This window comes from Streptomyces tibetensis (assembly GCF_040647715.1).
Classification (GTDB): domain Bacteria; phylum Actinomycetota; class Actinomycetes; order Streptomycetales; family Streptomycetaceae; genus Streptomyces; species Streptomyces tibetensis_A.
On the sequence record NZ_JBEZCR010000002.1, the window covers coordinates 463,993 to 486,096 of the forward strand.

Genomic DNA, 22,104 nt, shown 5'->3' on the forward strand with positions numbered 1-22,104 from the left:
CAACACGGGGTCCCGGCTTCTCGGGACAAGGTGCCGGACCAGCTGGGGTGCTCGCCGGCCGAGTACCGCCGCACCCTGCCCCACGCCTTGGCCGACCGTTCGCCACCGGGCCGCTGACGACACGGAGGCCAGGAGGCCGACCGCACGCTGCGCGCACACGAAGATGACGGACCCGTTGATCCTGAGTGGGCTGTGAGCACGCGGCTGGGGCCGGCTCCCTCGAGGGAACCGGCCCCAGCCCGCTGCTCAACGCATCACCCGATGCCGATGCGGGTCCTCCAGTAGTCCGCCCGGGCGATGACCTCCGTACCCGATCCGCTCAGTGCGGCCTTGCCACCCGCGTGGAAGCGCACGGATCCGTCGGCCAGGACGGCCCAGATGTCAGGGACCGTGTCGCCGTTGGCGCTCGGGGTGCCCATCAGATGAGGCTTGGCGCTGCTCGCCCATCCGGATGCGCCGTACTCGTTGTCCTCACCGCCGGAGGAATCCGCCGCTGTCGCCAGTGAGCCGAGATCGACTCCGCCGCCGGAAGAGGCGATGCCCTTGCGGAGCCACAATTTCCCGGAGACGTCCGACCGGTAGACGAGGTCGGTCACGCCGTCACCGGAAACGTCCTGGGTGACGACCAGGTCGCGCTCCTTCCATGCGGAGGAGTTGAGGCGGAACGCCTGGTCCACCGTCGCGCCGTGGTAGCCGGTGAAGGCCCAGAGTTCGTCGTCGGTGCCGGCGCCGTTGCGCACTGTGGCGAAGAAGTCGGGGCGGCCATCTCCTGTGACGTCTCCCGCGCAGACGATCTGAGTGATGCCGGCAGGGCTGGGAGCCCCTTCGGGCAGCAGGATCTCCTGGCGCCGGTCGACATTGACGGCGCCATAGCCGTCCCCGGGGTAGACCCAGAGCTTGCCGGACAGGCGCACGACGAGGTCCTGGAGGCCGTCACCGCCGTAGATGTCACCGTTGTGGGTGATCAGGGCTCCCTTGAAGTGCCCGGAGGGCGCCGGGACATACGAAGGAAGATCGTCGCCGTTGGGGTCTTTGTCGGGGTTCGAGCGGTAGGCGCCGGCCATCGAGTAGTCCAGGTCACCGGTGCCCTTGGTGAGGTCGTCCTTGTCTGCCTGCGAGGGGTACATGGCCAGGTTGCCGCCCTCGGTGACGACCATGAGGTCGGGCAGCTTGTCTCCGGTGAAGTCACCGGGACTGTCGGCCTGATCTCGTGGCGAGACGTAGAAGAAGTACTTCGTTGGATCCGATGGGTTGCCCGCGCTGTCGACGGTACGCACGTAGAGGACGTTGGGCCCAGCGGTGGGCGGCTTCGCCCCGGACAGAGCGGCACTCACGCTCGTTGCCGCGCCGTTGGTCCTGCCTACGCTGCCGGTGTACGTGGCTGAGTTGAAGCCGTACTCGTAGCGCACGACATCGGTGTTCAGGGCGCGCACGGTGAACGAACCCGGAGTGCCGAACTTCTTGGCCGACCAGTTGGCGTCCTCGGCGTCGTTGCCGAAGCCGTTCTGGTTGCCGTCCGCGTTGGGATAGTCGGTGGAAGTGACCACGGGCGGTCGAGGCGCGGACGTGTCCAGCACGAACCGACAGGGTGTCTTGATCGGGTAGTACGACGACGTCGTACCGGCATCGTCGATCGCCCGGACCCGCCACGAGTACGTGGTTCCGTTCTTGAGATTGCTGGTGGAGAACTCCTTCGTCGACCTCAGGGCCGTCCCGGTGTCGCCTCCGACGGACACCTTCCCGGTCGAGCCGAGCAGATCGCCGGCGGAGTCCCACTGCCCGGTCGGCCAGAGGTCGAAGTCGAGGTAGTCCAGGTTCTTGTCCTTGTCCGTGCCCTTCGCGGTGAAGGTCAGGGCACCGGAGCCCATGCGGACGTACGGCTTGGTGGTGGTGCACTTGCCGTCCGGACCGATGTCCAGCGAGTTGGAGACGATCGACGGCCGGCGGTTGTAGACCAGCTCGAGGATGGGTGGGTACTCGCCGTTGGCCTGGAACTTCTTCCACGCGTACTGCGAATTCTCATCGCGGGCGCGCATGCCGAAGGTGATGGTGTCGTCCCCCCGGTCGGCTGCCTTCTGTGCACCCTTCTTCACGTCGAAGCCTTCGAAGGCGTCCCGGCAGCCGGACTTGTAGCCGTGCGCGAAACCCTTGGTCGCCAGTTTGTTGCCGTCGTGGAGCTTGGGTGCGTTCTTCCAGTTGGTGTGGGAGTTGATTTCGCCGGTGAGGTGCACGCTCATCGAGCGGGCACTGCAAGACCAGGAGTAGGTCTCCAGGACACGCAGCGTGGCCTTGGTGATCTTCGTGCCCTTCAGGTCCTTGTCGAAGTACATGTTGAAGAACGACCGGGAAGTGCCCCACGTGTCGGACTCGAAGCCGACTCGGGCCTCATGGGTGCCGCCCTTGTTGAAGCCCTTGCCGTTGTAGAACGTGGCGTTGGGGTGGCGGTTGTAGGCGGTGGTCCAGTTCTGGACCTGCTTCTTGACCGAGGGGTCGACGAACACCGGATAGGTGGTGGCCGGGTCGGTGAGGAAGTCCTGGTCCGGTGTGAGCGTCCACTGTCCCGTGGACAGATCCGCTTCGACGAGCTCACCCCGAGAGTCCGGAGAGGGGCCCTCCAGCAAGGCCAGCCCCAGGGTCGCCGCAGCACCTGACGGCGTTGGTGTCGGCGTCGTCTCCGCCGGCGCGGAGGGCAGTGGCGCCCCGGACGGTTCGGGGGCGGGGCCATCGCTCGCCGACGGCAGGACCTCGATGTCGGTGTCGCTCTGCTCGTCGGACTCCACGGAGTCCTCTCCGGCGGTGGGGGCCGGGCTGTCTTCGGGGAATTCCCCGGAGTCCGTTGGGCCGGGGGACTCCGGTTCGCTCGGCTGCGCCGTCGCCCCGACGCCGCCGTCCGTGACGGCCGGTTGCCCACTGCTGTCCCACATCAGCGGGGTGGGCGACATGGCGACCTCTTCGTCATCGGCGTTCTCGGCGCTGACGATCCCGGTCACCGGGTCGAGGCGGAAGGAGAGCTGGGCGGAGTGCAGGCCGTACACCAGGCGCTTGACGTGCGGGTCGGATGCGGCCTGCCGGTTCTTCAGTACGACCAGCTGGCCGAAGCCGTCATCGTCGGCGGTGAGCACGAGGTCTCCGCCGGGGAAGATCTCCGGGTACAGCGCACGGTTGCCGTCGATGACCGGCGTCGGGACGGGGCCGGGCCACGTGAGCTCGATCTTGTACTCACCGCTGCCTCCGACGTACAAGGTGACCAGCGGATTCTCGGTGGCGTCCGCAGCGGCCTCTTTCACCAGGGACACTCGGCGCACGGTGGAGCGGGATGCCCGCCGCCCGTCCTGCTCGCCGGAACCCGGTGAAAACACCATGCGGGTGTTGGTGGCCTTAGGCTCCCACCCTGCCCCCGTGCGGCGCAGACCCGCGTCGATCTTCTTCCATTCGCCGCCCACCCTGGCTCGGATGGGCGCGGAGTACAGCTGCTTGGACATCTGGCCGTCCGGGCGTGCCCATGTGGTGGAGCGGGCGGTGCGCTCGGCAGTGACCTCGACGGGTTTCCCGTTCCGTGCCGCCTGTTTGAGGGCGGTGACCTCCGTGACGGTGCTTGCGCTCGACTCGTGGTCGCCGCTGCCTTGAGCGGGACCGCCGTCCGGCCGTACTCCGGCGTAGACGATGCCGGTGGTGGCGACCGCGGCGGCGAGTAGCACCACACCGCCTCGACGGCCGGGCCTCAGGCGCCAGTTGCGCGTCATCGGGCGGGTTTCCCTTCCCCCGTAGTTCCCCCTGGAATCCGGCGTGCGACTGGGCGCGGCCGGGCGAGCCGATGATGACCCATGGGGAATCTGTCGTCACCCTGTGGAGATTCAGGGGGTGCGATTTGAGAGTCGGCGGCGGCGCATCCGTACAGAGGGAGCGGGAGCCTTGCAGGGCGAGGGTGTCGGTTCGGCGTGTGTTCGCAAAAGCTGCGAAGCGGCCCAAGAGGTGCTTCTCTGTAGGTTGTTTTGTGGGCAACCGTCCTGTGTATGCCAAAACGCCGCTAAGGGGCGGAACTTTTCCGCTGTGAAGCGCTTACCGGGGTTGGCTCCCTTCCTTGCGCAACAACCCGTTACATTCCGTGATGATGATCACAGCAAAGCGTCACCTCTGGCTTTCCTTCACAGGGTGATCACAGAATCTGCTGCTGTCTGATACGTCGTCACGCGTGGTCCGTAGCCGGTCCCGCTCCAGTGGTCCGGGGGGACCTCGCCGTGTTCGATCGACTTTCGCATGCCCGCAAGCCGCGCCTGCCGCGTACCGCCGTGCCGGTGACCGCTGCCGCACTGCTGCTGGGTCTGATGCCCGCGCCGGCGCTGGCGCTTCCCCCGGATCCGGTCAGGGAAGAGGTCGGGCGGGAATCACTGACGCTCGAGGAACTCGAACGCGACGAGCCGGTTCCGGGCGGCGAGTTCAGTAGGCACCTCAGCACGCTGAAGGCAGACGTCCCCGAGGATCTGCTCGCTGTCCCGACAGGAACCATCAATCCGCCCTCCAACCAGACGGGCACGGTCACTTTCGGTTCCGCCCCGACGCCCGCGTCGGTCCGTACCGCCGCGGCAACCGCCGAGCCGGCTGCTCTGAACCCGGTCGGGTCACTGCCCGTCAGCCTGGGCCAGGCCCCCGCCCAGCCCGCGCCGACCGGCACCTGGCAGGTCACCATCCCGGACCGGACTTCGCCGGTCGCCCAGGGAGTGGAAGGCGGCCTCCTGCTGGTCCAGGCACCTGACACCGGCTCGGTGCCCGTCTCGGTCAAGCTGGACTACGCCAACTTCAAGAACCTCTACGGCGCGGACTGGGCGTCCCGTCTGAGCTTCGTCATGTTCCCCGACTGCTACTGGACGACGCCGGACGACGAGGCGTGCCAGACGTACGAGGAACTGGAGACGACCAACGACACGGCGGCCAAGTCCCTCACGGCCACTGTCGACCCGGCCGCGGACGGGACGGTCACGCCCGCTGCCGCCCCCTCCACCCGCAGCGGCTCCTCCGGTGTGACCCAGGCGTCCTACCGGCGCGCGTCCACGGCGCTTTCCGCGGCCGCCGCAGGAAGCACCGCGGTCGTCGGAGTGGTCGACTCCGGCAACAGCGGCGGCGGCACCTTCAAGGCCACGCCGCTCGCCTCCGACGGGAAGTGGGAGGCGGGAGGCTCCTCCGGCGCCTTCACCTGGTCCTACCCGCTGACCGTGCCCAGCCCGCCGGCCGGGCCGGCACCGACGATCTCCTTCAACTACAGCTCCCAGACCGTGGACGGGCGTACCGCGGTCTCCTCGCCCCAGGCCTCCTGGATCGGTGAGGGCTGGTCCTACGATCCGGGCCACATCGAGCGCCGCTATCGCTCCTGCCGGGACGACCGCAAGGCCCTCAAGGCGGGCACACCCAACAACACGGCCAAGAAGGACAAGACGTCCGACCTGTGCTGGGTTTCCTACAACGCCGTGATGTCCCTCGGCGGCCGGACCACCGAGTTGGTACGCGACGCGGGCTCCGGCAGCGATCCGGACAAGGACACGGAGATCTACCGTCCCCAGCAGGACGACGGCACCCGGGTCGAGCACCGCGTCGGCGGCAGCAACGACGACAACAACGGCGAGTACTGGGTCGTCACCACGACAGACGGCACCAAGTACTACTACGGCCAGAACAGCGTCGGGGGAGGTCACGCCGACACCTCCTCCGTCTCCACCGTGCCGGTCTTCGGCAACCACCCCGGAGAACCGTGTCACGCCGATGCCTTCGCCGACTCGCGCTGCGGCTCCGGAAAGCAGCAGGCCTGGCGCTGGGGCCTCGACAAGGTCGTCGACGTCAACGGCAACACGATGATCGTCAACTGGAAACAGGAGACGAACCACTACGCCGTCCGCAAGAAGTTCAAGTCGCCGGAACAGTACGACCGCTACGCCTACCCCGCCTCGATCGAGTACGGCATGCGCCCGGACACCCTCACCACGCCGTCGGCCACCGTCACGTTCGGCGCGAAGCAACGGTGCCTGAGATCCGAGTCGGCGTGCGACGCGGCAAACTTCGCCAAGACCGACGACCCGGGCGCCTACCGCCCCTGGTGGGACACGCCGGGCAACCTCAACTGCAAGTCCACCTCCAAGCTCTGCCCGTCGTTCCCCTCGTTCTGGACACAACTCCGCCTGGACACGGTGACCACGAAGGCCGCCCGCGCCGGACAGACCGGCCTCGGCAAGGTGGACACCTACACGCTGCACCAGTCGTTCCCGGAGGACTGGTACGACACTTCACCCGGCCTCTGGCTCAACTCGATCACCCGCACCGGGTACGGCCCGGGCGACACCACCGGCACCCTCCAGTCGAAGGACGGCATCAGCTTCGCCCCCTACACGGTCGGAGCCTCGTCGCCCCTGCGCGCTCGGCTGAAGGACCGCCAGCTGCCCAACCTGGTGCTCAGCGGCAAGAGCGACCAGCGTCCCCCCTTCACCCGCCCCCGCATCGGAACGGTCTCCACCGAGCACGGCGGCGACATCGAGGTCGAGTACACCGGCGGGTGCGCGAGTGAACCCGCCGAGGACAAGGGCGAGAACAACGGCACCTGCTACCCGGTGCGCTGGTCACCCGACGGTGATGAGAAGACCCCGGCGAAGTCCTGGTTCAACAAGTACGTCGTCGCGTCCGTGACCGAGACCGACAAAGTCACCTCGCACAGCAAACCGACCGTCACGATGTACTCGTACTCCGGCCCGGCATGGGCCAAGAGCGACGACGAGTTCACACGCCCCGCCCTGCGGACGTACAGCGACTGGCGGGGGCATCGGCAGGTCACGGTCACCAAGGGCAGCAAGCTCACTTCCGAGCCGGGCGTACCGCAATCACAGTCCCGCTCGGTGACGCGGTACTTCCTCGGCACGGGTGGAGCGGTCAAGGACTCCACGAACACCTACACCCTCCTCGCCGATGATGCTCCCCAGTACGCCGGCACGACCGCGGAGGCCATCACCTATTCCGACTCGGGCGGCGAGGTCCTCAGCCGCACGCTGAACTACCCCTGGTCGAAGGAAACCGCGTCCCGTTCCCGCGAGAACGAGGACGGGACGACCGCCGATCCCCTCCTGGCGCACCGCACGGGCACGAAGCGGACGGACGAGATCCAGACGGTCGGCTCCAGTTGGCGCGCCGTACGCACCCTCACCACGCCGGACGACACCTACGGCCTGCCCGTCCAGGTGGAGACAGCCGTCGTGAAGCCGAGCGGCTCAGCCGAGACCCTCTCGGATCAGACCTGCACGAAGACCACCTACGTGCACAACACCACCGCCTGGCTCATCGGCCTCCCCAAGGAGCAGCGCACCACCGGCACCTCCTGCGCCGGGTACGCCTCCGCCGATCCCGCGACCCAGCTGAAGTCGGCCCGGCAGTACAGCTACGACAAGCTGGCCCACGGGGCAACGCCGACCAAGGGCTCGCCCACCACCGTGGCCGAGACCGACGGCACGGGCACCTCCTACTCGGTCGCCACCGAGACCACGTACGACGACCTCGGGCGTGTCCGTACGGTCACCAAGGCGGGCTCGGGTACCTCCGAGACGAGATACACGCCGGAGACCGGTGGTCCGGTCACCACGACAAAGACGATCAACGCCAAGGGCCACACCGTCACCACGACGTATGACCCCGGGCGGGGCCTGCCGCTGACGGTCACCGACGCCAACGGCCGCACGACACGCAGCGAGTACGACGCGCTCGGCCGTCTCGTGAAGGGCTGGACGGCTTCCCGCGCCTCCGGTGGCAAGTCGCCGAACGTCGTCGTCTCGTATCAGCCGGCCATCGCCACATCCAGCGCGAACAAGCCCGCCGCAGTGACGGTGGGAACCCTCAAGGACGACGGCTCCTACAGCCAGGAGGTCACGCTCTACGACGGCCTGACGCGTGAAGTCCAGAAGCAGGCCGAGGCCCACGGACCCGGCCGGATCATCGTCGACACCAAGTACAACGACCACGGCCTGGTCGCGGAGAAGACCGGCGCCTACCTGGCCAAGGGTGAACCGGACACGGCGCTCTTCAGGCCCAGGTCCACGTCGCTGATCCCGTCCTGGACCCAGTACCGCTACGACGGCCTGGAGCGTGAGGCCCGTGCCTCCGTGTACCAGGGGGGTGGGTACAAATACGCCACCTTCACGTTCTACGACGCCGTCAGCAAGACGGTGAACCCGCCCGGTTCCACGGCCCCTCGCACACGCACCTACTTCGACGCCCTCGGCCGGACGACCTCCGTCAAGCACTTCACCCAGGACGCCTCCAGTGCGACCGCGGGCCGTACCACCACGTACAGCTACGACGCACGAGGCAACCGCGACAAAGTCACCGACCCGGCAGGCAACGTCTGGTCCTACTCCTACGACGCCCGCGGCCGGGTGACGTCCGCCACCGACCCCGACACGGGGACCACGGACACCTGGTACGACGCTGTGGACCGGCCGACCCGCGTCCGCAACGCGCGCGGTCAGGAGATCTTCACCGAGTACGACATCCTCGGCAGGCCCAGATACGTCCGCCAGGGTTCGGCGAGCGCCACCCCCGTGAAGGAGTACACCTACGACGATGCGCCCGGAGGCCTCGGCCAACCGGCGACGAGCAAGCGGCACACCGCCACCGGCGACTACGTGAACCGCGTCACGGGATACGACTCCGAATACCGAGTCGCAGGCAGTGAGACGGTCGTCCCGGCCAACTCCATGACTGCGGGCCTCGCCGGCACCTACGCGTACGCCTACACGTACACGCCCACGGGCAAGCCGCAGTCGGTGACCCTTCCGGCCGTCGGTGGCCTGGCCAAGGAAAAGGTCGTCACGCGCTACAACGGCGACGGCATGCCGGAGTCGACCTCGGGCCTGACCTGGTACACCGCCGACGCCACGTACTCGCCCTACGGCGAGGTGCTGCGCACGGTCTCGGGTGCGCAGCCGAACCGCGTCTGGACAACCAACTTCGTGGACCCGCACACCGGCCGTCTCCAACGCACGGTGGCGGACCGCGAGACGGCGGGCCCGCACCGCATCACGGACAGCTACTACTCCTACGACGCGACCGGCACCATCACCTCCAACGCACGCAAGCTCAGCGAGGCGACGGGCAGCACCTGGGACACCCAGTGCTTCACGTACGACGTGTTGGGCGAACTGGCCCACGCCTGGACGTCGAAGATCGAGCCGACCGGTGGCGGTACGGGCTGCAAGTCGGCGAACGGCACCGCGTGGGGCCACCGCACCACCTACGCGACCTCCTCGGGCCCGGTCGCCGACGCCCCTGACGCGGAATCGGACAACACGTCCCCCGACGACTCCCTCGCCTCGACGCTCGCCGCTGCGGCCCCGGCCCCGGAGACGGTGGCCGCGGGCACGACGGCCTACCACCAGTCGACCACCTTCGACTGGCTCGGCAACCGTGCGACGCTCACGGAGCACGATCCGGCCGACGCGACGAAGAACGTCACCTACTCCTACGGCTACGGCAAGACGGTCGCCGGCAGCGGCACGACGTCGTACAAGTCCCAGCCGCACACGATGACGTGGATCAGCTCCACGCCCACCGGCAAGGGCAGCGCCTACACCTACGACGCCACGGGCAACACCACAGCCCGAGACCTGTACAACACCACGCAGACCCTGGACTGGACTCCGGAGAACAAGCTCGACTCCATCACGGACGACGGCAAGAAGACGACGTACGTCTACGACGCCGACGGCAACCGCCTGCTGGAGAATTCACCGTCGGGCTCGACGCTGTACCTCGGCGAGGCCGAAGTCACGACCAACGCGTCGGGCACGATCACCCGAGCCTCCCGCTCCTACGGCCAGCCGGGCGCGCCCTCGGTGGTCCGCACGACGACCAACGGCTCGACGACAGGTCACAAGGTCAGCACGCTGCTCACCGACCACCTGGGCACGGCGAACACCTCGGTCGACCTCACGGCCGGCCAGCCGGTCACGCGCCGCGCGTTCAAGCCGTACGGCGAGACCCGCGGCCCGAAACCCTCCACCTGGCCGAACAAGCGCGGCTACTTGGGCGTGGGTATCGACGACACGTCCACGGGCCTGACGCACATAGGCGCCCGCGAATACGACCAGACCTCGGGCCGCTTCCTCTCAGCCGACCCGGTCATCGACATAGCGGATCCGCTGCAGATGAACGGGTACGCCTACGCCAACAACAGTCCGGTTTCGCACTCCGACCCCACTGGGTTGTGGATCGATGACGGATCGGGCCACAGCGAGCCGCGCCGCGACGGTGGCCCCACGGGGCCGCAGAACCCGAGGGGGCCCGGCGTGCCCAGGGGCGGCACGGGTCCGGGGGGTTGCTACTACAGCTGTAAGCAAGAACCCGGCTGGGTGGAAACACACACCCCGGTCACGAACGATGTTCAACGGCTGCAGGATCTGTTCTACGAGCACGGACCCAACGGCCGCTTCCCGGACGGAACGTATTGGCAAACGCCCATCGTCGAGGAGAGCGGCACGAACAACGTCTGCTTCGGGCGGGAAGGCTGCCGCCAGGCGTACAAGTTCCTGCTGAAGAGTGACGACGTCGCAGAGGCCAAGCGCATAGCGGCCAACTACTGCCTCCAGAACTTCAAGAGATGCCAGGAGGACGCCGAGTCCTACGAGCGGGGCAAGCGGTGGGAAACCCTCCCGTACGCCTTCATCCCCGGAGGCAGAGCCGCCAGAGGAGCACTGGGCGGCTGCGCCAAGTGTTTCCTTGCAGGTACCGACGTCCTCATGGCGGACGGCACCAGTAAAGACATCGAAGATGTAGCAGTCGGCGACATGGTCCAGGCCACCGACCCTGAGACTGGTGAGACCGGCCCCCGAAAAGTGACCAGGCTCATCCGGACCGATGGTGACAAGTTCTTCAATGAACTGTTCATTGCCACTGAGGACGGCGTCGAGAAACTCATAGCCACCTACGAGCACCCCTTCTGGTCACCGTCGGAACGGGACTGGATCGACGCAGGAGATCTGCAACCGGGCATGACCCTGCGCACCGACGACGGCGACACCGTCATCGTCACGGGCAACCGGCCATTCACGAAGCGGGCACGCACGTACAACCTGACGGTCGATGGCCTGCATACGTACTATGTGCTGGCGGGGGCCACTCCGGTCCTTGTTCACAACTCAAACTGCCAATTCTGGTCGCCGACCGACTACAACGGTCAGCGCATTTATCAGCGGGATGATCTCGTGAATCCGGACTACTTTTCGCCTGCGGACAAGTACGGTCGAAGTAATCTCAAGAGAATGCAGCAGGGGCTGGCCCCGATGGGTCCGGACGGCAAGCCGCTGAACCTTCATCACATGCTCCAGACGCAGGACGGGCCGATAGCCGAGGTGACACACTCGATGCACTTCGGGAACTACAATCAGCTGCACTGGAAGGCGGGCACCAAGATCCCCAGTGGAATCGATCGAGATGCCTTCAACGCCTGGAAATCGCAGTACTGGAAGGACCGAGCGGCAGGATTTGGTGGATGATGAACGCTGTCGAGGCGAGTGAGCGACTGATCGAGCTGGTTCGCGGGAACGGTGACATCGCGAACCACGCCGACGGCTGTGATGCAGGGACGATGGCCGCCGCCGAGAGTGATCTGGGTGTGGCTTTCCCCCCCTCGTACCGCCGTCTGGTCGAAGAGTTCGGAACCTGGGATATCGCTGGTGAAGAATTTCTTGGCGTATATCAGACGCCCGCCATGGGGCAGAAACTGTTGGGTTCCGTAACGGAAACCCTGGATGCTCGCAGCCAGTACGGAATACCATCCGATCTGATCGTTGCGATGTTTGACGGAATGGGTGGGCTGGTCGTCCTTGATTCTTCTCAAGTGAATCAGGAAGGCGAGTATCCCGTCCTCGTTTGGGACCCCGGAGTTGTGGACCGCGAGAGCATGGAGAGGCTCGGGGATGATTTCGGGTCCTTCGCGTTCGCGCTGTGCCAGCGTGCTGTGACGCGCTGGCGAGAGTCCGGCTGAAGCTGAAAATCGGGAGAAAAGCGAGAAGCCTCGCCAGGTGATCCTGGCGAGGCTTCTGCGGTTCTTGACGGCAACGGTGACGGCAACATCAGCGGACGGCGGCTGAGTACTTGAGTTCTCTTGGGTATTCGCGTGGCCATCAAATACCGCCAGGAAATATTCCAGATGGCTTCACTGCGGACGGATTCCCTGTGGAGCTCAAGCCGAATACCAAGAGTGGTATCAAGGCCGGAACTCGGCAGCTGCGACGCTACATGAATGGGTGTCGAATACGGTGAGCTCTGGACCTATCGTGACACGCCGGATGGGATAGTGTTCGACCTCGTGAGGGTGCCCAACGGGTCCCGCAGATGGACGAAGTGGTGATGTTGGATGGCTAAGCCGCTGACCGCGCCGGCCGTGTTGCGCGCGGCCATGGAGCTCGGCACTGTCCCTTCCCAGGCTGAAGTGTCACGAAGGGGTGAGGTGCGCTGGGAGTCTCAAGGGCTGGCGTACCTCGGGTGGATCTCCAAAGACGCTGCGGGCATGCTGACCTGGCACATGAACGTGGGTGACGCCAAGTTCGGCTCGGCTCTCGAGAAGTACGGGCGCATGTCCGTCCCGATTCGCAGTTCAAGTAACGAGACGCCCTGGCCGCAGGCTATGGACAGCTCGCTGGAGGAGTTTCTTCGGGAGGGGTTGGGTCGAGCGGCTCGGTTCGTAGCTGACCGCACCGACCTTTGTGAGCTGCTTTCTTCGTCCGAAGACGTACAGCGAGGCGACCTTTATGTCTGGCTTCCCGTAGCCAACTATCCAGCTCGCCTCGTGCAGGCTCTGGTGCTGGCGCGTGATATTGGTGACACTGACTTGGAGTCACGAATCCGGGGGCAGCTGGAACAAGGACCGATTCGCTTGTCGAACGGAAGGTCTATGGACGTTCTGGCATCGGCCAAGGGATGGGCGAGTCGATATGCGAGTGCGCTGGGATTTGACATCGCGATCTAAACAACCATAAAGAGATGCAACCTTAATGGCCTCGCTCCATGAGTTGCGTCTCGCAGGAAATGGGAGCCCCGCCGAAGAAATGGCAACACTGACGGCAAGGTCAGCACGACGCGTGCGGCGGATCCCGGGCAGAGCCTGTCGCATGCTGGCCCGTGCCGAGATCGCCGCGCACTTAGCGCATGCACCCACCAGGAAGAGCCACGCGCCTGCCGGCGACGGTCACGATCGACAGCGCTCGCGCCGCGTGATCAGTCAGGATCCATGTCGACCCCGGGGCGCCGGGCAGCCTCCGCCGTGACCAGCTCCAGGCGGGCGCAGCAGCAGAGGCGATACCGTCGGGAGCTGGCCTTTGAAGATCCACTCAGGTCGTGACGTCCGGGCGCGACGGCGGCTTTCCTCAGGGGCATCATGGGCGCCAGTCTGGTGGCACCCGGCCGCTCCGGTCCCATGCGCCGTACGACAGGCGGCCGGAACAGGCCTTGATCTGGCCGCTTCCGGGTCCTTCGGTCAGTCGTTCGTCCTCGGTCGGCCCGCCTCGAGGATCTCGGCCACGTCCAGGGTCACCTTCGCGCCGATGGAGTCGGGGAGGGTGACCAGCTCGCCGGGGGAGTGCGGGCGGTGGTTCTCGTAGCCGCTTCCCACCGGGTCGGTCAGGACGTGGAGCCGCTGGTGCTTGCGGTCCACGACGATGTAGACCGGGATCTTCGCCTCGGCGTACGCGGCGACCTTCGTTTTGAGGTCGTCCTTCCAGTTCCCCGACGTGACTTCCAGGACGAGACGGAAGCAGGCCGGATCGTAGGCGTTGTTCTCGACGAGATGGTCGTCGATGTCGGCGTCCACCACCACGAGGTCGGGGATGGCGTAGTCCTCGGCGCCGGTGGGGAGCCAGAGTCCGACGTTCTGCAGGGTCTCGGTCTCTCCGCCGTGTAGGCCGGCGGCGATGAACGGGATCATGAGGCCAGTGAGGGCTCGGGCATGAGGTGCATCAGGGGACGGGGTCACGAGGAGATGGCCTCCGATGATCTCGACGCGGTAGCCCGGATGGCGCTCCATGATCTCGTCGGCGATGGTCGTGAGGGTGACCGGCTCTTCTTCGCGGAAGGGCTGCTCGACGGAAGCTGCGGACATCAGGTGCCTCCTGGGAACTGGTGTCGAGAGCATCATCGTAGGTCGGACGCCTCCCCCACGTCCGTCTCGGGCGCCTTCACCCGAAGGTGTGGCATATGCCAGAAGGCCCCGTCACCAGCGGTGACGGGGCCTTCTCGGTCGAACGGTCGAGCTCAGAAGCGGCGCGTGATCAGCGCCCGCTTCACCTCCGCGATCGCCTTCGTGACCTCGATGCCGCGCGGGCACGCGTCCGTGCAGTTGAAGGTCGTGCGGCAGCGCCACACGCCGTCGCGGTCGTTGAGGATCTCCAGGCGCTGCTCACCGGCCTCGTCGCGCGAGTCGAAGATGAAGCGGTGCGCGTTGACGATCGCGGCCGGCCCGAAGTACTGGCCGTCGTTCCAGAAGACCGGGCACGACGTGGTGCAGGCCGCGCACAGGATGCACTTCGTCGTGTCGTCGAAGCGCTCGCGGTCCTCGGCCGTCTGGAACCGCTCACGCGTCGGCTCGTTCGTGTCCTTCGTGATGAGGAAGGGCATGACGTCGCGGTACGCCTGGAAGAACGGCTCCATGTCGACCACGAGGTCCTTCAGCACCGTGAGGCCCTTGATGGGCTCCACCGTGATCGGCTTCTCGGGGTTGATGTCCTTGATCAGCGTCTTGCAGGCAAGACGGTTCTTGCCGTTGATCCGCATCGCGTCCGAGCCGCAGATGCCGTGCGCGCACGAGCGGCGGAACGTCAGCGTGCCGTCCAGGTCCCACTTGATCTTGTGGAGACCGTCGAGGACACGCTCCTTGGGGTCGATCTCCAGCTGGAAGTCTTCCCAGACCGCCTCCGCCGCGACCTCCGGGTTGAACCGGCGGATCCGGAAGGTGACCGTGATGTAGGGGGAGTCGGCGAAACCGGGCTCGGGCTTGCCGGCCGCGTCTTCCTTGTCCAGAACAGGGGTAGCCATCAGTACTTACGCTCCATCGGCTGGTAGCGGGTCTGGACGACCGGCTTGTAGTCGAGACGGACGGTTTCGGAGCCGTCGGCGCCGACCTCGCGGTACGCCATGGTGTGCCGCATGAAGTTGACGTCGTCGCGGTTCGGGTAGTCCTCGCGGTAGTGACCGCCGCGGGACTCCTTGCGGGCGAGCGCGGAGACCGCCATGACCTCGGCGAGGTCGAGCAGGTTGCCCAGCTCGATGGCCTCCAGCAGGTCCGTGTTGAACCGCTTGCCCTTGTCCTGGATCGAGACGTTCTTGTAGCGCTCGCGCAGCTCCGCGATCTTCTCGACCGCCGTCTTGATCGTCTGCTCGGTGCGGAACACCATGACGTTGGCGTCCATGGTCTCCTGCAGCTCACGCCGCAGCTCCGCCACCCGCTCGGTGCCGGTGGCGTCGCGCAGCCGCTCCACCTGCTCGACCACGAGCTCCGCCGGGTTCTCCGGCAGCTCGACGAACTCCGCCTTCTGCGCGTACTCGGCGGCGGCGATGCCCGCGCGCTTGCCGAAGACGTTGATGTCCAGCAGCGAGTTCGTGCCGAGGCGGTTGGCGCCGTGCACGGAGACGCAGGCGACCTCGCCGGCCGCGTACAGGCCCGGGACGACGGTGGTGTTGTCCGCCAGGACCTCACCCTCGACGTTGGTCGGGATGCCGCCCATCGCGTAGTGCGCCGTGGGCTGGATCGGGATCGGGTCCGTGTAGGGCTCGATGCCGAGGTAGGTGCGCGCGAACTCCGTGATGTCCGGGAGCTTGGCGTCCAGCTGCTCCGGCGGGAGGTGCGTGAGGTCGAGGTAGACGTGGTCGCCCTCGGGACCGCAGCCGCGGCCCTCACGGATCTCCGTGTAGATGGAGCGGGAGACGACGTCACGGGACGCGAGGTCCTTCATGACCGGCGCGTACTTCTCCATGAAGCGCTCGCCGTCCTTGTTGCGCAGGATGCCGCCCTCACCGCGGGCGCCCTCCGTCAGCAGGATGCCCATGCGCCAGATGCCGGTCGGGTGGAACTGGAAGAACTCCATGTCCTCCAGCGGCAGCCCGCGGCGGTAGACCGCGGCCTGGCCGTCACCGGTCAGGGTGTGCGCGTTCGACGTCACCTTGAAGAACTTGCCGCAGCCGCCGGACGCGTAGACCACGGACTTCGCCTGGAAGACGTGGATCTCGCCGGTCGCCAGCTCGTACGCCACGACACCGGCCGACTTCTTGACGCCGTCGACCTCGGTGATCAGCTGGTCCAGGACGTAGAACTCGTTGAAGAACTCCACGCCCTCCTTGACGCAGTTCTGGTACAGCGTCTGGAGGATCATGTGGCCGGTGCGGTCGGCCGCGTAGCAGGAGCGGCGGACCGGGGCCTCGCCGTGGTTGCGGCTGTGACCGCCGAAGCGGCGCTGGTCGATCGTGCCGTTCGGCGTGCGGTTGAACGGCAGGCCCATCTTCTCGAGGTCGAGGACCGAGTCGATGGCCTCCTTCGCCAGGATCTCGGCGGCGTCCTGGTCGACCAGGTAGTCACCGCCCTTGACCGTGTCGAAGGTGTGCCACTCCCAGTTGTCCTCCTCCACGTTGGCGAGCGCGGCGGCCATGCCGCCCTGCGCGGCGCCCGTGTGGGAGCGGGTGGGGTACAGCTTGGTCAGCACGGCGGTGCGGCTGCGCTTCGTGGACTCGATGGCCGCGCGCATGCCCGCGCCACCGGCGCCGACGATGACGGTGTCGTACTTGTGGATCTTCATGATTCTCGCAGCCCCGTGCCTAGCGGATGTTCGGGTCGAAGGTGAAGATCACCAGCGTGCCCAGCAGGATGGTGAACACCGTGGCCGTGTAGAGCAGGCCCTTGAGCCACAGCCGGGTGTTCGCGCGCTCCGCGTAGTCGTTGATGACCGTGCGCAGGCCGTTGGCGCCGTGCAGCATGGCGAGCCACAGCATCAGCAGGTCCCAGACCTGCCAGAACGGGGACGCCCAGCGGCCCGCCACGAAGGCGAAACCGATCTTGGAGACGCCGCCGTCCAGCACGAGCTGGATCAGCAGGTGGCCGAGGACGAGGACGACCAGGACGACGCCGGACAGGCGCATGAACAACCAGGCGGCCAGCTCGAAGTTGCCCCGGGTGCTCTTCGGGGTCTTCTTGGTGCGCTGGCGCGGGGCCTCGATGAAGGGCGCCGGGTTGTCGACGGTGTAGACGGCGCCGCCCTCGATGGGGCCGACGCCGGCGGCGGTCTTGTCAGTCGTGGACATTGGCGTCAGCTCCCGAACAGTTCACGAGCGGCGTGGCCGAGGACGGGGTAGATCGCCCCGAGCATCAGCACGACCCACAGAGCGACGACGGTCCAGAGCATCTGCTTCTGGTACCGGGCGCCCTTGATCCAGAAGTCGACGGCGATGACACGCAGGCCGTTGAGCGCGTGGAAGAGGATGGCGGCGACGAGGCCGTACTCCAGCAGCGCGACGATCGGCGTCTTGTACGTGGCCACGACGTTGTCGTAGGCCTCAGGGGACACGCGGACGAGAGCGGTGTCCAGCACGTGGACGAACAGGAAGAAGAAGATGAGGACGCCGGTGACTCGGTGAGCCACCCAGGACCACATTCCTTCCCGGCCGCGGTACAGCGTTCCAGCCGGCACGGAAGTTTCCTCCGGGAGCGGGGATTGGGGCCGCGCCGGCTTGGTGTGTCGGTCGGGCCCGGCCGGGTACGGTCCACCGGCCCCCAGCATCGTAGCGAGGCGCTGCGGCCGGGCTGCGCCGGGGTCCCGGGGTGTGATCAAACTGGCATGCAAAGGGGTACTGGTGGGCTAGTGCGGCCGGGGCCCGTGGGTGGTCCGTCGGTGATGCCGGTGCCGGGTCGTCAGCGGTTGCTCGCGCAGTTCCCCGCGCCCCTGAGGGCGCTGACCAAACGCCCGCTCGCCAGGCGGCGGAGTTCTTCGGCCACGACCGCCCGCTCCTCCTCGGGATCGTTCGTCAATCGTGACCGGATGGCCTCCAGGAGCCGGTCCAGGGTCTCCGACGGGGACAGGCCGTCCAGGCAGATGACGAACACGTGTCCGAAACGGGCCTCGTAGGCGGCATGGGCCGCGCTGAGGGCGGTGTGGGCCGCGGCGTAGGTGTCGTGAGGGAGGGCGGGCAGCGGCTCGGACGCCAGTGCTTCGGTGAGGTCGGGCCAGCCGAGGTCGTAGGCCGCCTCGTCCGCCGCTGCCAGCAGGGAGTCCAGATCCGGGTAGGGGCGGTGGTCCGCGACGCGCCGGGCCCAGCGGTGGCTGCGCAGGCAGGAGAGGAGGGCCTGTTCCAGGTCCTCCTCGGAGGCGGCGTTGAAGTGCTCCACCGGTATGCCGAGTCGGCCGGGGAGATCTGGGACATGGTGCGCGGGCAGCGTGGGTCCTCGTGGGCGTCACGTGTGTCGGCAGGGCAAGTTGTGAGAGATGTGACGTCACGCTATCGAGTACGACCGTGACGTGTCCGAAGGATGCATGAATTTCACCCGGGAGGGAGAGTTTCGGCACGCGTGGTGGACGCGCGCCGGGCGCCCACGGGTTTTAGGTTGGCTGGGTGAGTCAGCACAGGCGCCGGACTTCGGCGAAGCAGGACAAACAGCGGCAGGTGCTGGTCGTGGCCATGGCGGTGGCCCTGGTCGTGGTCGCGGCCGGGGTGAGTCTCGGGCTCTGGGCGGCCTCGGGCGGTGACGGCGGGTCCACGGCCTCGGAGGCCGGATCCTCGCGGGGGGCCTCAGCGGCGGCGCCCCCGGACAGGGCGCCGGAAGCCGCCCCCACCCCCAGCCCGACCCGCTCCTACCCCCTGTCCGAGACCCCCCGCACCATCCCCGCCGTACGCGACCACGAGCCGGCGCGCGGCCCCGGCTGGCAGCCCGAGAAGGGCAACCGGGTGGTCGTGGACGACCCGGCGCTGGCGGACGAGGGACGGCTGGTCGCCGGCGAGCTCGGGATGACGTACGCGGGCGAGAAGGGCGACAAGAAGGCCGGTGACCTGCGGCTGGCGCTGAACCGCGACGAGGGGGCGAACCCGGAGTCGTACACGATGACCGTGCGCGACGGGCGCGTGCAGATCGACGGGCCCACCGACACGGGGGTCTTCTACGGCACCCGCACGCTCAAGCAGGAGACGCACGACGGCGGCACCGCCCCCGAGGGCGTCGTGAAGGACGAACCGGCCAAGCCGCAGCGCGGGTTCATGCTGGACATCGCGCGCAAGAACTTCACGGCCGGCTGGATCGAGGACCGGATCCGGGAACTGGGCGATCTGAAGTTCAACCAGCTGGGCCTGCACTTCTCCGACGACCAGGGGTTCCGGATCGAGTCGGCCTCGCACCCCGAGATCGTCTCGCGGCAGCACCTGACCAAGGCGCAGGTGCGCAAGATCATCGACCTCGCGCAGAGCCGGCACATCACGATCGTCCCCGAGATCGACTCGCCCGGGCACCTCGGCGCGGTCATCGACGCCCACCCCGACCTGCAGCTGCGCACCGCGCAGGGCTCGGCGGTGCAGGGCGCCATCGACATCTCCAAGGCCGAGAGCGCCGAGATCGTCGACGACCTGCTCAACGAGTACGCGGACCTCTTCCCCGGCGGGCCGTGGCACCTCGGCGGCGACGAGTACCAGGCGCTGACCCGGTCGAACCCGGAGGCGTCGTTCCCGCAGCTGGCCGCCGCCGCCCAGGAGAAGTACGGCTCCGGCGCGACGGTCGCCGACCTCACCACCGGCTGGCTGAACGACCGGGCCGACACCGTCCGCAGGCACCAGCGCACCCCGCGCGCCTGGAACGACGGCTTCTTCCGCGGCACCTCCGTGCAGCCCGCCAAGGACATCCAGGTCGCCTACTGGACCGGCAAGGAGATCGGCGCCCGGGCACCCCTGGAGTACCTCCAGGCGGGCCGCAAGGTGATCAACTACAACGACGAGTTCCTGTACTACGTGCTCGGCGAGCCCCAGACGTTCGTGTATCCGACGGGGCAGCGGATCTACGAGCAGTGGACGCCCCGGGTGCTGCGCGGTACCGCGGCCGTCCCCGCGCGCTACGACGACCAGATCCTCGGCGGGTCCTTCGCGGTGTGGTGCGACCTCGCGGACTCCCAGACGCAGGACCAGGTGGCGGCCGGGATCCGGATGCCGCTGCGGGCGACCGTCCAGAAGCTCTGGGACCCGGGCGAGCCGGAGCTGTCCTGGGCGCAGTTCCGGGCGCTGGCGGACAGGCTCGGCTGACCCGGCACGAAGGGGCCCATACGGCTGCGGACTCCCGTACGGCTGTGGTGGTCTTCTGACGCGACCGCAATCGAACATGCCGGGGGGAACCGGGACATGGGTTACTGGGGGTATTTCGTCGTGGGCCGGGGGCAGCGGCCGCTGCCGGAGCTGGACGCGCTGGCGTGGGCCGGGGACGCTCCGACGCGGCGCGCCTCGGCGCCGGGCGGATGGCAGGTGTGGGAGTACCCGAGCAGCGACGGCGACATCGGGAACATGAACGCCCTCGCCCGGGAGACCGGGGCGCCGGCGCTCTTCGGGTACGTCATGAACAGCGAGTGCGTCGTACTGGAGGCCGCGGCTCCGCGGAGCGGGGCGTGGACGACCTGCCTGGCGCGCACCGCGATGGCCGGGTACCTGGGGGCGGACCGGGAGGGCCTCACCCTGGAGGACTACTTCCTGGACCCGGGCGACGCCGCCGAGCACGCCGTGCGCTGGGCCGCCGAGGCCGGGCGCGAGGTGAACGCCGACGCGTTGCTGGACGTACTGACCTCAGACCCTGATCCCCTGGCCGAAAACCTGCTGTTCCGCTTCCTAGACAGGCTGGGCGTGGTACCCCTGTGACACTCCGGGCCCGTTGCACGCAGTAAGGGGAAGTGCGGGTTCCGTGAGGGGTGAGGGCCGGTAGCGGCCTGATCGGGCCCCGGGCAAGGCCCGCGGAGGGAGGCGTGGATGAGCCTGGTGGAGTTGATCGCGCAGGCCGACGAACGCGGGCTGGCCGCGAGCGGGCTGGCTTGTTTGGATCGGTGCGTGCCCCTGCTGGGCGGCGACGACGAGGTTCTCAGACCGGTGTGGGCGAGTCTCAGCGAAGGCGCCGCCGCCGAGGAGTGGGGCGAGCGGCTGGAGCAGGCGCGCGGCAAGCTGGACGCGGCCGCCGCCGGGGACGAGGCCGCCGCGCTCGCCCACCGGATGCTCGAGGCCGCTCCCGCCGAGCGGTCCGCCGCCGCGGTCCGGGTGTGGGCCGACGGCTGCTCCGTCGCCTCCCTCCAGATCCACCGGCTCCTGGACACCGCCGAGGACGAGGCCTCGTCCGTCGACTCCCGCCGCGAGGGCCGTACGGACGGCATGTCACCCCTCGTCGCCGCCGAACTGCGCCGGCAGATCACCGTCCTGGAGGTCCTGGCCGGACACGGCCCGGCCGGGCTGCGCCGGGCCCTGGAGTTGTCGGTCGAGGGGCGGCGGGTCCTGCGCGCGGTGGTGTCCCGCCGGAGCCGGCGGCGGGGCTGAAGGGCGCCGCCGGCCGCCGGCGGCCCGACCGGCCTAAACCTCGTTCCTGGAAGGGTCCTGTGACTGTCCCTTGGGTGAGGTGGGGCGGTCCTGCGCCGCTTCGGGGGAGCCGCCGATTCCGGGTGACGAAACGCTTCGCCGCAGCGCTTTCCGGGATGTGACGACTCAAGCGGAGACCAGGCCATCGGCGGCTGCGAAGCCGCTGCGATGGGCGGCGGACACGGTGGCGACGATGCGCGAGGGAGCACGGCTGCGCCTCGACTACTCGGCGCAGAGCCTGTGGAGCATCGACCGGATGATCGAGGGGATACGGCGGGAGGGAGCGCCCGACGCGGCGGTCCAGCAGGTGCTGCGCGGCTTCGGCGCGTACGCGGGTGAGGTGATGGCGCGTCAGACCGGCGCCGAGTGGTGGGCGACCGGCGGGGACCACTGGATCCGCACCCCCGACGGGCGCCTGTGGGACCCCATCGACGAGGCCCGCCGGTGCTACGGCGGCCATGGATCGCTGCGGCTGCTGTGCCGGGACGCGATGAGCACCGCGCCCCGGCGTTAGCG

14 protein-coding genes are annotated in these 22,104 nt (G+C 67.8%); 7 read left to right on the top strand and 7 right to left on the bottom strand.

All coding sequences use genetic code 11. The annotated features are described in order from the left end of the window. Positions 1–254: 254 nt before the first annotated feature. Positions 255–3,743 carry a DNRLRE domain-containing protein gene (locus AB0B29_RS06670; RefSeq protein ID WP_362234823.1) on the bottom strand — a complete coding sequence of 1,163 codons (3,489 nt, stop codon included), beginning with the start codon at positions 3,741–3,743 and terminating at the stop codon, positions 255–257. Positions 3,744–4,325: 582 nt separating this feature from the next. Here AB0B29_RS06670 and AB0B29_RS06675 point away from each other — a divergent pair. The 3 genes from AB0B29_RS06675 (at position 4,326) to AB0B29_RS06685 (ending at position 12,994) form a co-directional block, all read left to right on the top strand. After that, positions 4,326–11,519 carry an HNH/ENDO VII family nuclease gene (locus AB0B29_RS06675; protein ID WP_362235655.1) on the top strand — a complete coding sequence of 2,398 codons (7,194 nt, stop codon included), beginning with the start codon at positions 4,326–4,328 and terminating at the stop codon, positions 11,517–11,519. Continuing rightward, positions 11,516–12,010, top strand: a complete 495-nt coding sequence (locus tag AB0B29_RS06680) for an SMI1/KNR4 family protein (RefSeq protein ID WP_362234826.1) — start codon at positions 11,516–11,518, stop codon at positions 12,008–12,010. The genes AB0B29_RS06675 and AB0B29_RS06680 overlap by 4 nt, the downstream gene beginning before the upstream one ends. Before the next feature lie 372 nt (positions 12,011–12,382). Continuing rightward, positions 12,383–12,994 (top strand): hypothetical protein, encoded by a 612-nt coding sequence (locus AB0B29_RS06685; protein WP_362234829.1) that lies wholly within the window; start codon positions 12,383–12,385, stop codon positions 12,992–12,994. A 507-nt stretch (positions 12,995–13,501) separates the two neighbouring features. Here AB0B29_RS06685 and AB0B29_RS06690 read toward each other — a convergent pair. The 6 genes from AB0B29_RS06690 to AB0B29_RS06715 all read right to left on the bottom strand — a co-directional run bounded on the left by AB0B29_RS06690 (position 13,502) and on the right by AB0B29_RS06715 (position 18,391). Continuing rightward, a complete protein-coding gene (locus tag AB0B29_RS06690; protein WP_362234831.1) occupies positions 13,502–14,122 on the bottom strand; it encodes a Uma2 family endonuclease in 621 nt (206 codons plus the stop codon). 152 nt (positions 14,123–14,274) lie between these two features. Continuing rightward, entirely contained in the window at positions 14,275–15,054 is a 780-nt protein-coding gene (locus AB0B29_RS06695; RefSeq protein ID WP_306929108.1) for a succinate dehydrogenase iron-sulfur subunit, read from the bottom strand. Continuing rightward, positions 15,054–16,808 (bottom strand): succinate dehydrogenase flavoprotein subunit, encoded by a 1,755-nt coding sequence (sdhA, locus tag AB0B29_RS06700; protein ID WP_362234834.1) that lies wholly within the window; start codon positions 16,806–16,808, stop codon positions 15,054–15,056. Before sdhA ends, AB0B29_RS06695 begins: the two co-directional genes overlap by 1 nt. Positions 16,809–16,827: 19 nt before the next feature. After that, complete coding sequence (locus tag AB0B29_RS06705) at positions 16,828–17,310, bottom strand: succinate dehydrogenase hydrophobic membrane anchor subunit (RefSeq protein ID WP_362234836.1); 483 nt, start codon at positions 17,308–17,310, stop codon at positions 16,828–16,830. A 5-nt stretch (positions 17,311–17,315) separates the two neighbouring features. After that, a complete protein-coding gene (sdhC, locus tag AB0B29_RS06710) occupies positions 17,316–17,696 on the bottom strand; it encodes a succinate dehydrogenase, cytochrome b556 subunit (RefSeq protein ID WP_010047075.1) in 381 nt (126 codons plus the stop codon). 221 nt (positions 17,697–17,917) lie between these two features. Continuing rightward, complete coding sequence (locus AB0B29_RS06715) at positions 17,918–18,391, bottom strand: 2-oxo-4-hydroxy-4-carboxy-5-ureidoimidazoline decarboxylase (RefSeq protein ID WP_362234839.1); 474 nt, start codon at positions 18,389–18,391, stop codon at positions 17,918–17,920. 224 nt (positions 18,392–18,615) lie between these two features. Between AB0B29_RS06715 and AB0B29_RS06720 the strand changes: the two genes are divergently transcribed. The 4 genes from AB0B29_RS06720 to AB0B29_RS06735 all read left to right on the top strand — a co-directional run bounded on the left by AB0B29_RS06720 (position 18,616) and on the right by AB0B29_RS06735 (position 22,102). Next, on the top strand, positions 18,616–20,283 hold the full coding sequence (locus AB0B29_RS06720) for a family 20 glycosylhydrolase (RefSeq protein WP_436845794.1): 1,668 nt from the start codon (positions 18,616–18,618) through the stop codon (positions 20,281–20,283). A 96-nt stretch (positions 20,284–20,379) separates the two neighbouring features. Continuing rightward, positions 20,380–20,886 carry a hypothetical protein gene (locus AB0B29_RS06725; RefSeq protein WP_362234841.1) on the top strand — a complete coding sequence of 169 codons (507 nt, stop codon included), beginning with the start codon at positions 20,380–20,382 and terminating at the stop codon, positions 20,884–20,886. A gap of 108 nt (positions 20,887–20,994) precedes the next feature. Then, entirely contained in the window at positions 20,995–21,549 is a 555-nt protein-coding gene (locus tag AB0B29_RS06730; protein WP_362234844.1) for a hypothetical protein, read from the top strand. A 157-nt stretch (positions 21,550–21,706) separates the two neighbouring features. Beyond that, positions 21,707–22,102 (top strand): hypothetical protein, encoded by a 396-nt coding sequence (locus tag AB0B29_RS06735; protein WP_104777767.1) that lies wholly within the window; start codon positions 21,707–21,709, stop codon positions 22,100–22,102. Positions 22,103–22,104: the final 2 nt, after the last annotated feature.

Excerpts from the sequence above, each read along its gene's own strand:
- AB0B29_RS06705 (WP_362234836.1), bottom strand. The coding sequence starts at position 17,310 with ATGTCCACGACTGACAAGACCGCCGCCGGCGTCGGCCCCATCGAGGGC.
- AB0B29_RS06730 (WP_362234844.1), top strand. The coding sequence starts at position 20,995 with ATGAGCCTGGTGGAGTTGATCGCGCAGGCCGACGAACGCGGGCTGGCC.
- AB0B29_RS06725 (WP_362234841.1), top strand. The coding sequence starts at position 20,380 with ATGGGTTACTGGGGGTATTTCGTCGTGGGCCGGGGGCAGCGGCCGCTG.
- sdhA (WP_362234834.1), bottom strand. The coding sequence starts at position 16,808 with ATGAAGATCCACAAGTACGACACCGTCATCGTCGGCGCCGGTGGCGCG.
- AB0B29_RS06680 (WP_362234826.1), top strand. The coding sequence starts at position 11,516 with ATGATGAACGCTGTCGAGGCGAGTGAGCGACTGATCGAGCTGGTTCGC.
- AB0B29_RS06675 (WP_362235655.1), top strand. The coding sequence starts at position 4,326 with ATGCCCGCGCCGGCGCTGGCGCTTCCCCCGGATCCGGTCAGGGAAGAG.
- AB0B29_RS06685 (WP_362234829.1), top strand. The coding sequence starts at position 12,383 with ATGGCTAAGCCGCTGACCGCGCCGGCCGTGTTGCGCGCGGCCATGGAG.
- AB0B29_RS06695 (WP_306929108.1), bottom strand. The coding sequence starts at position 15,054 with ATGGCTACCCCTGTTCTGGACAAGGAAGACGCGGCCGGCAAGCCCGAG.
- AB0B29_RS06670 (WP_362234823.1), bottom strand. The coding sequence starts at position 3,743 with ATGACGCGCAACTGGCGCCTGAGGCCCGGCCGTCGAGGCGGTGTGGTG.
- AB0B29_RS06690 (WP_362234831.1), bottom strand. The coding sequence starts at position 14,122 with ATGTCCGCAGCTTCCGTCGAGCAGCCCTTCCGCGAAGAAGAGCCGGTC.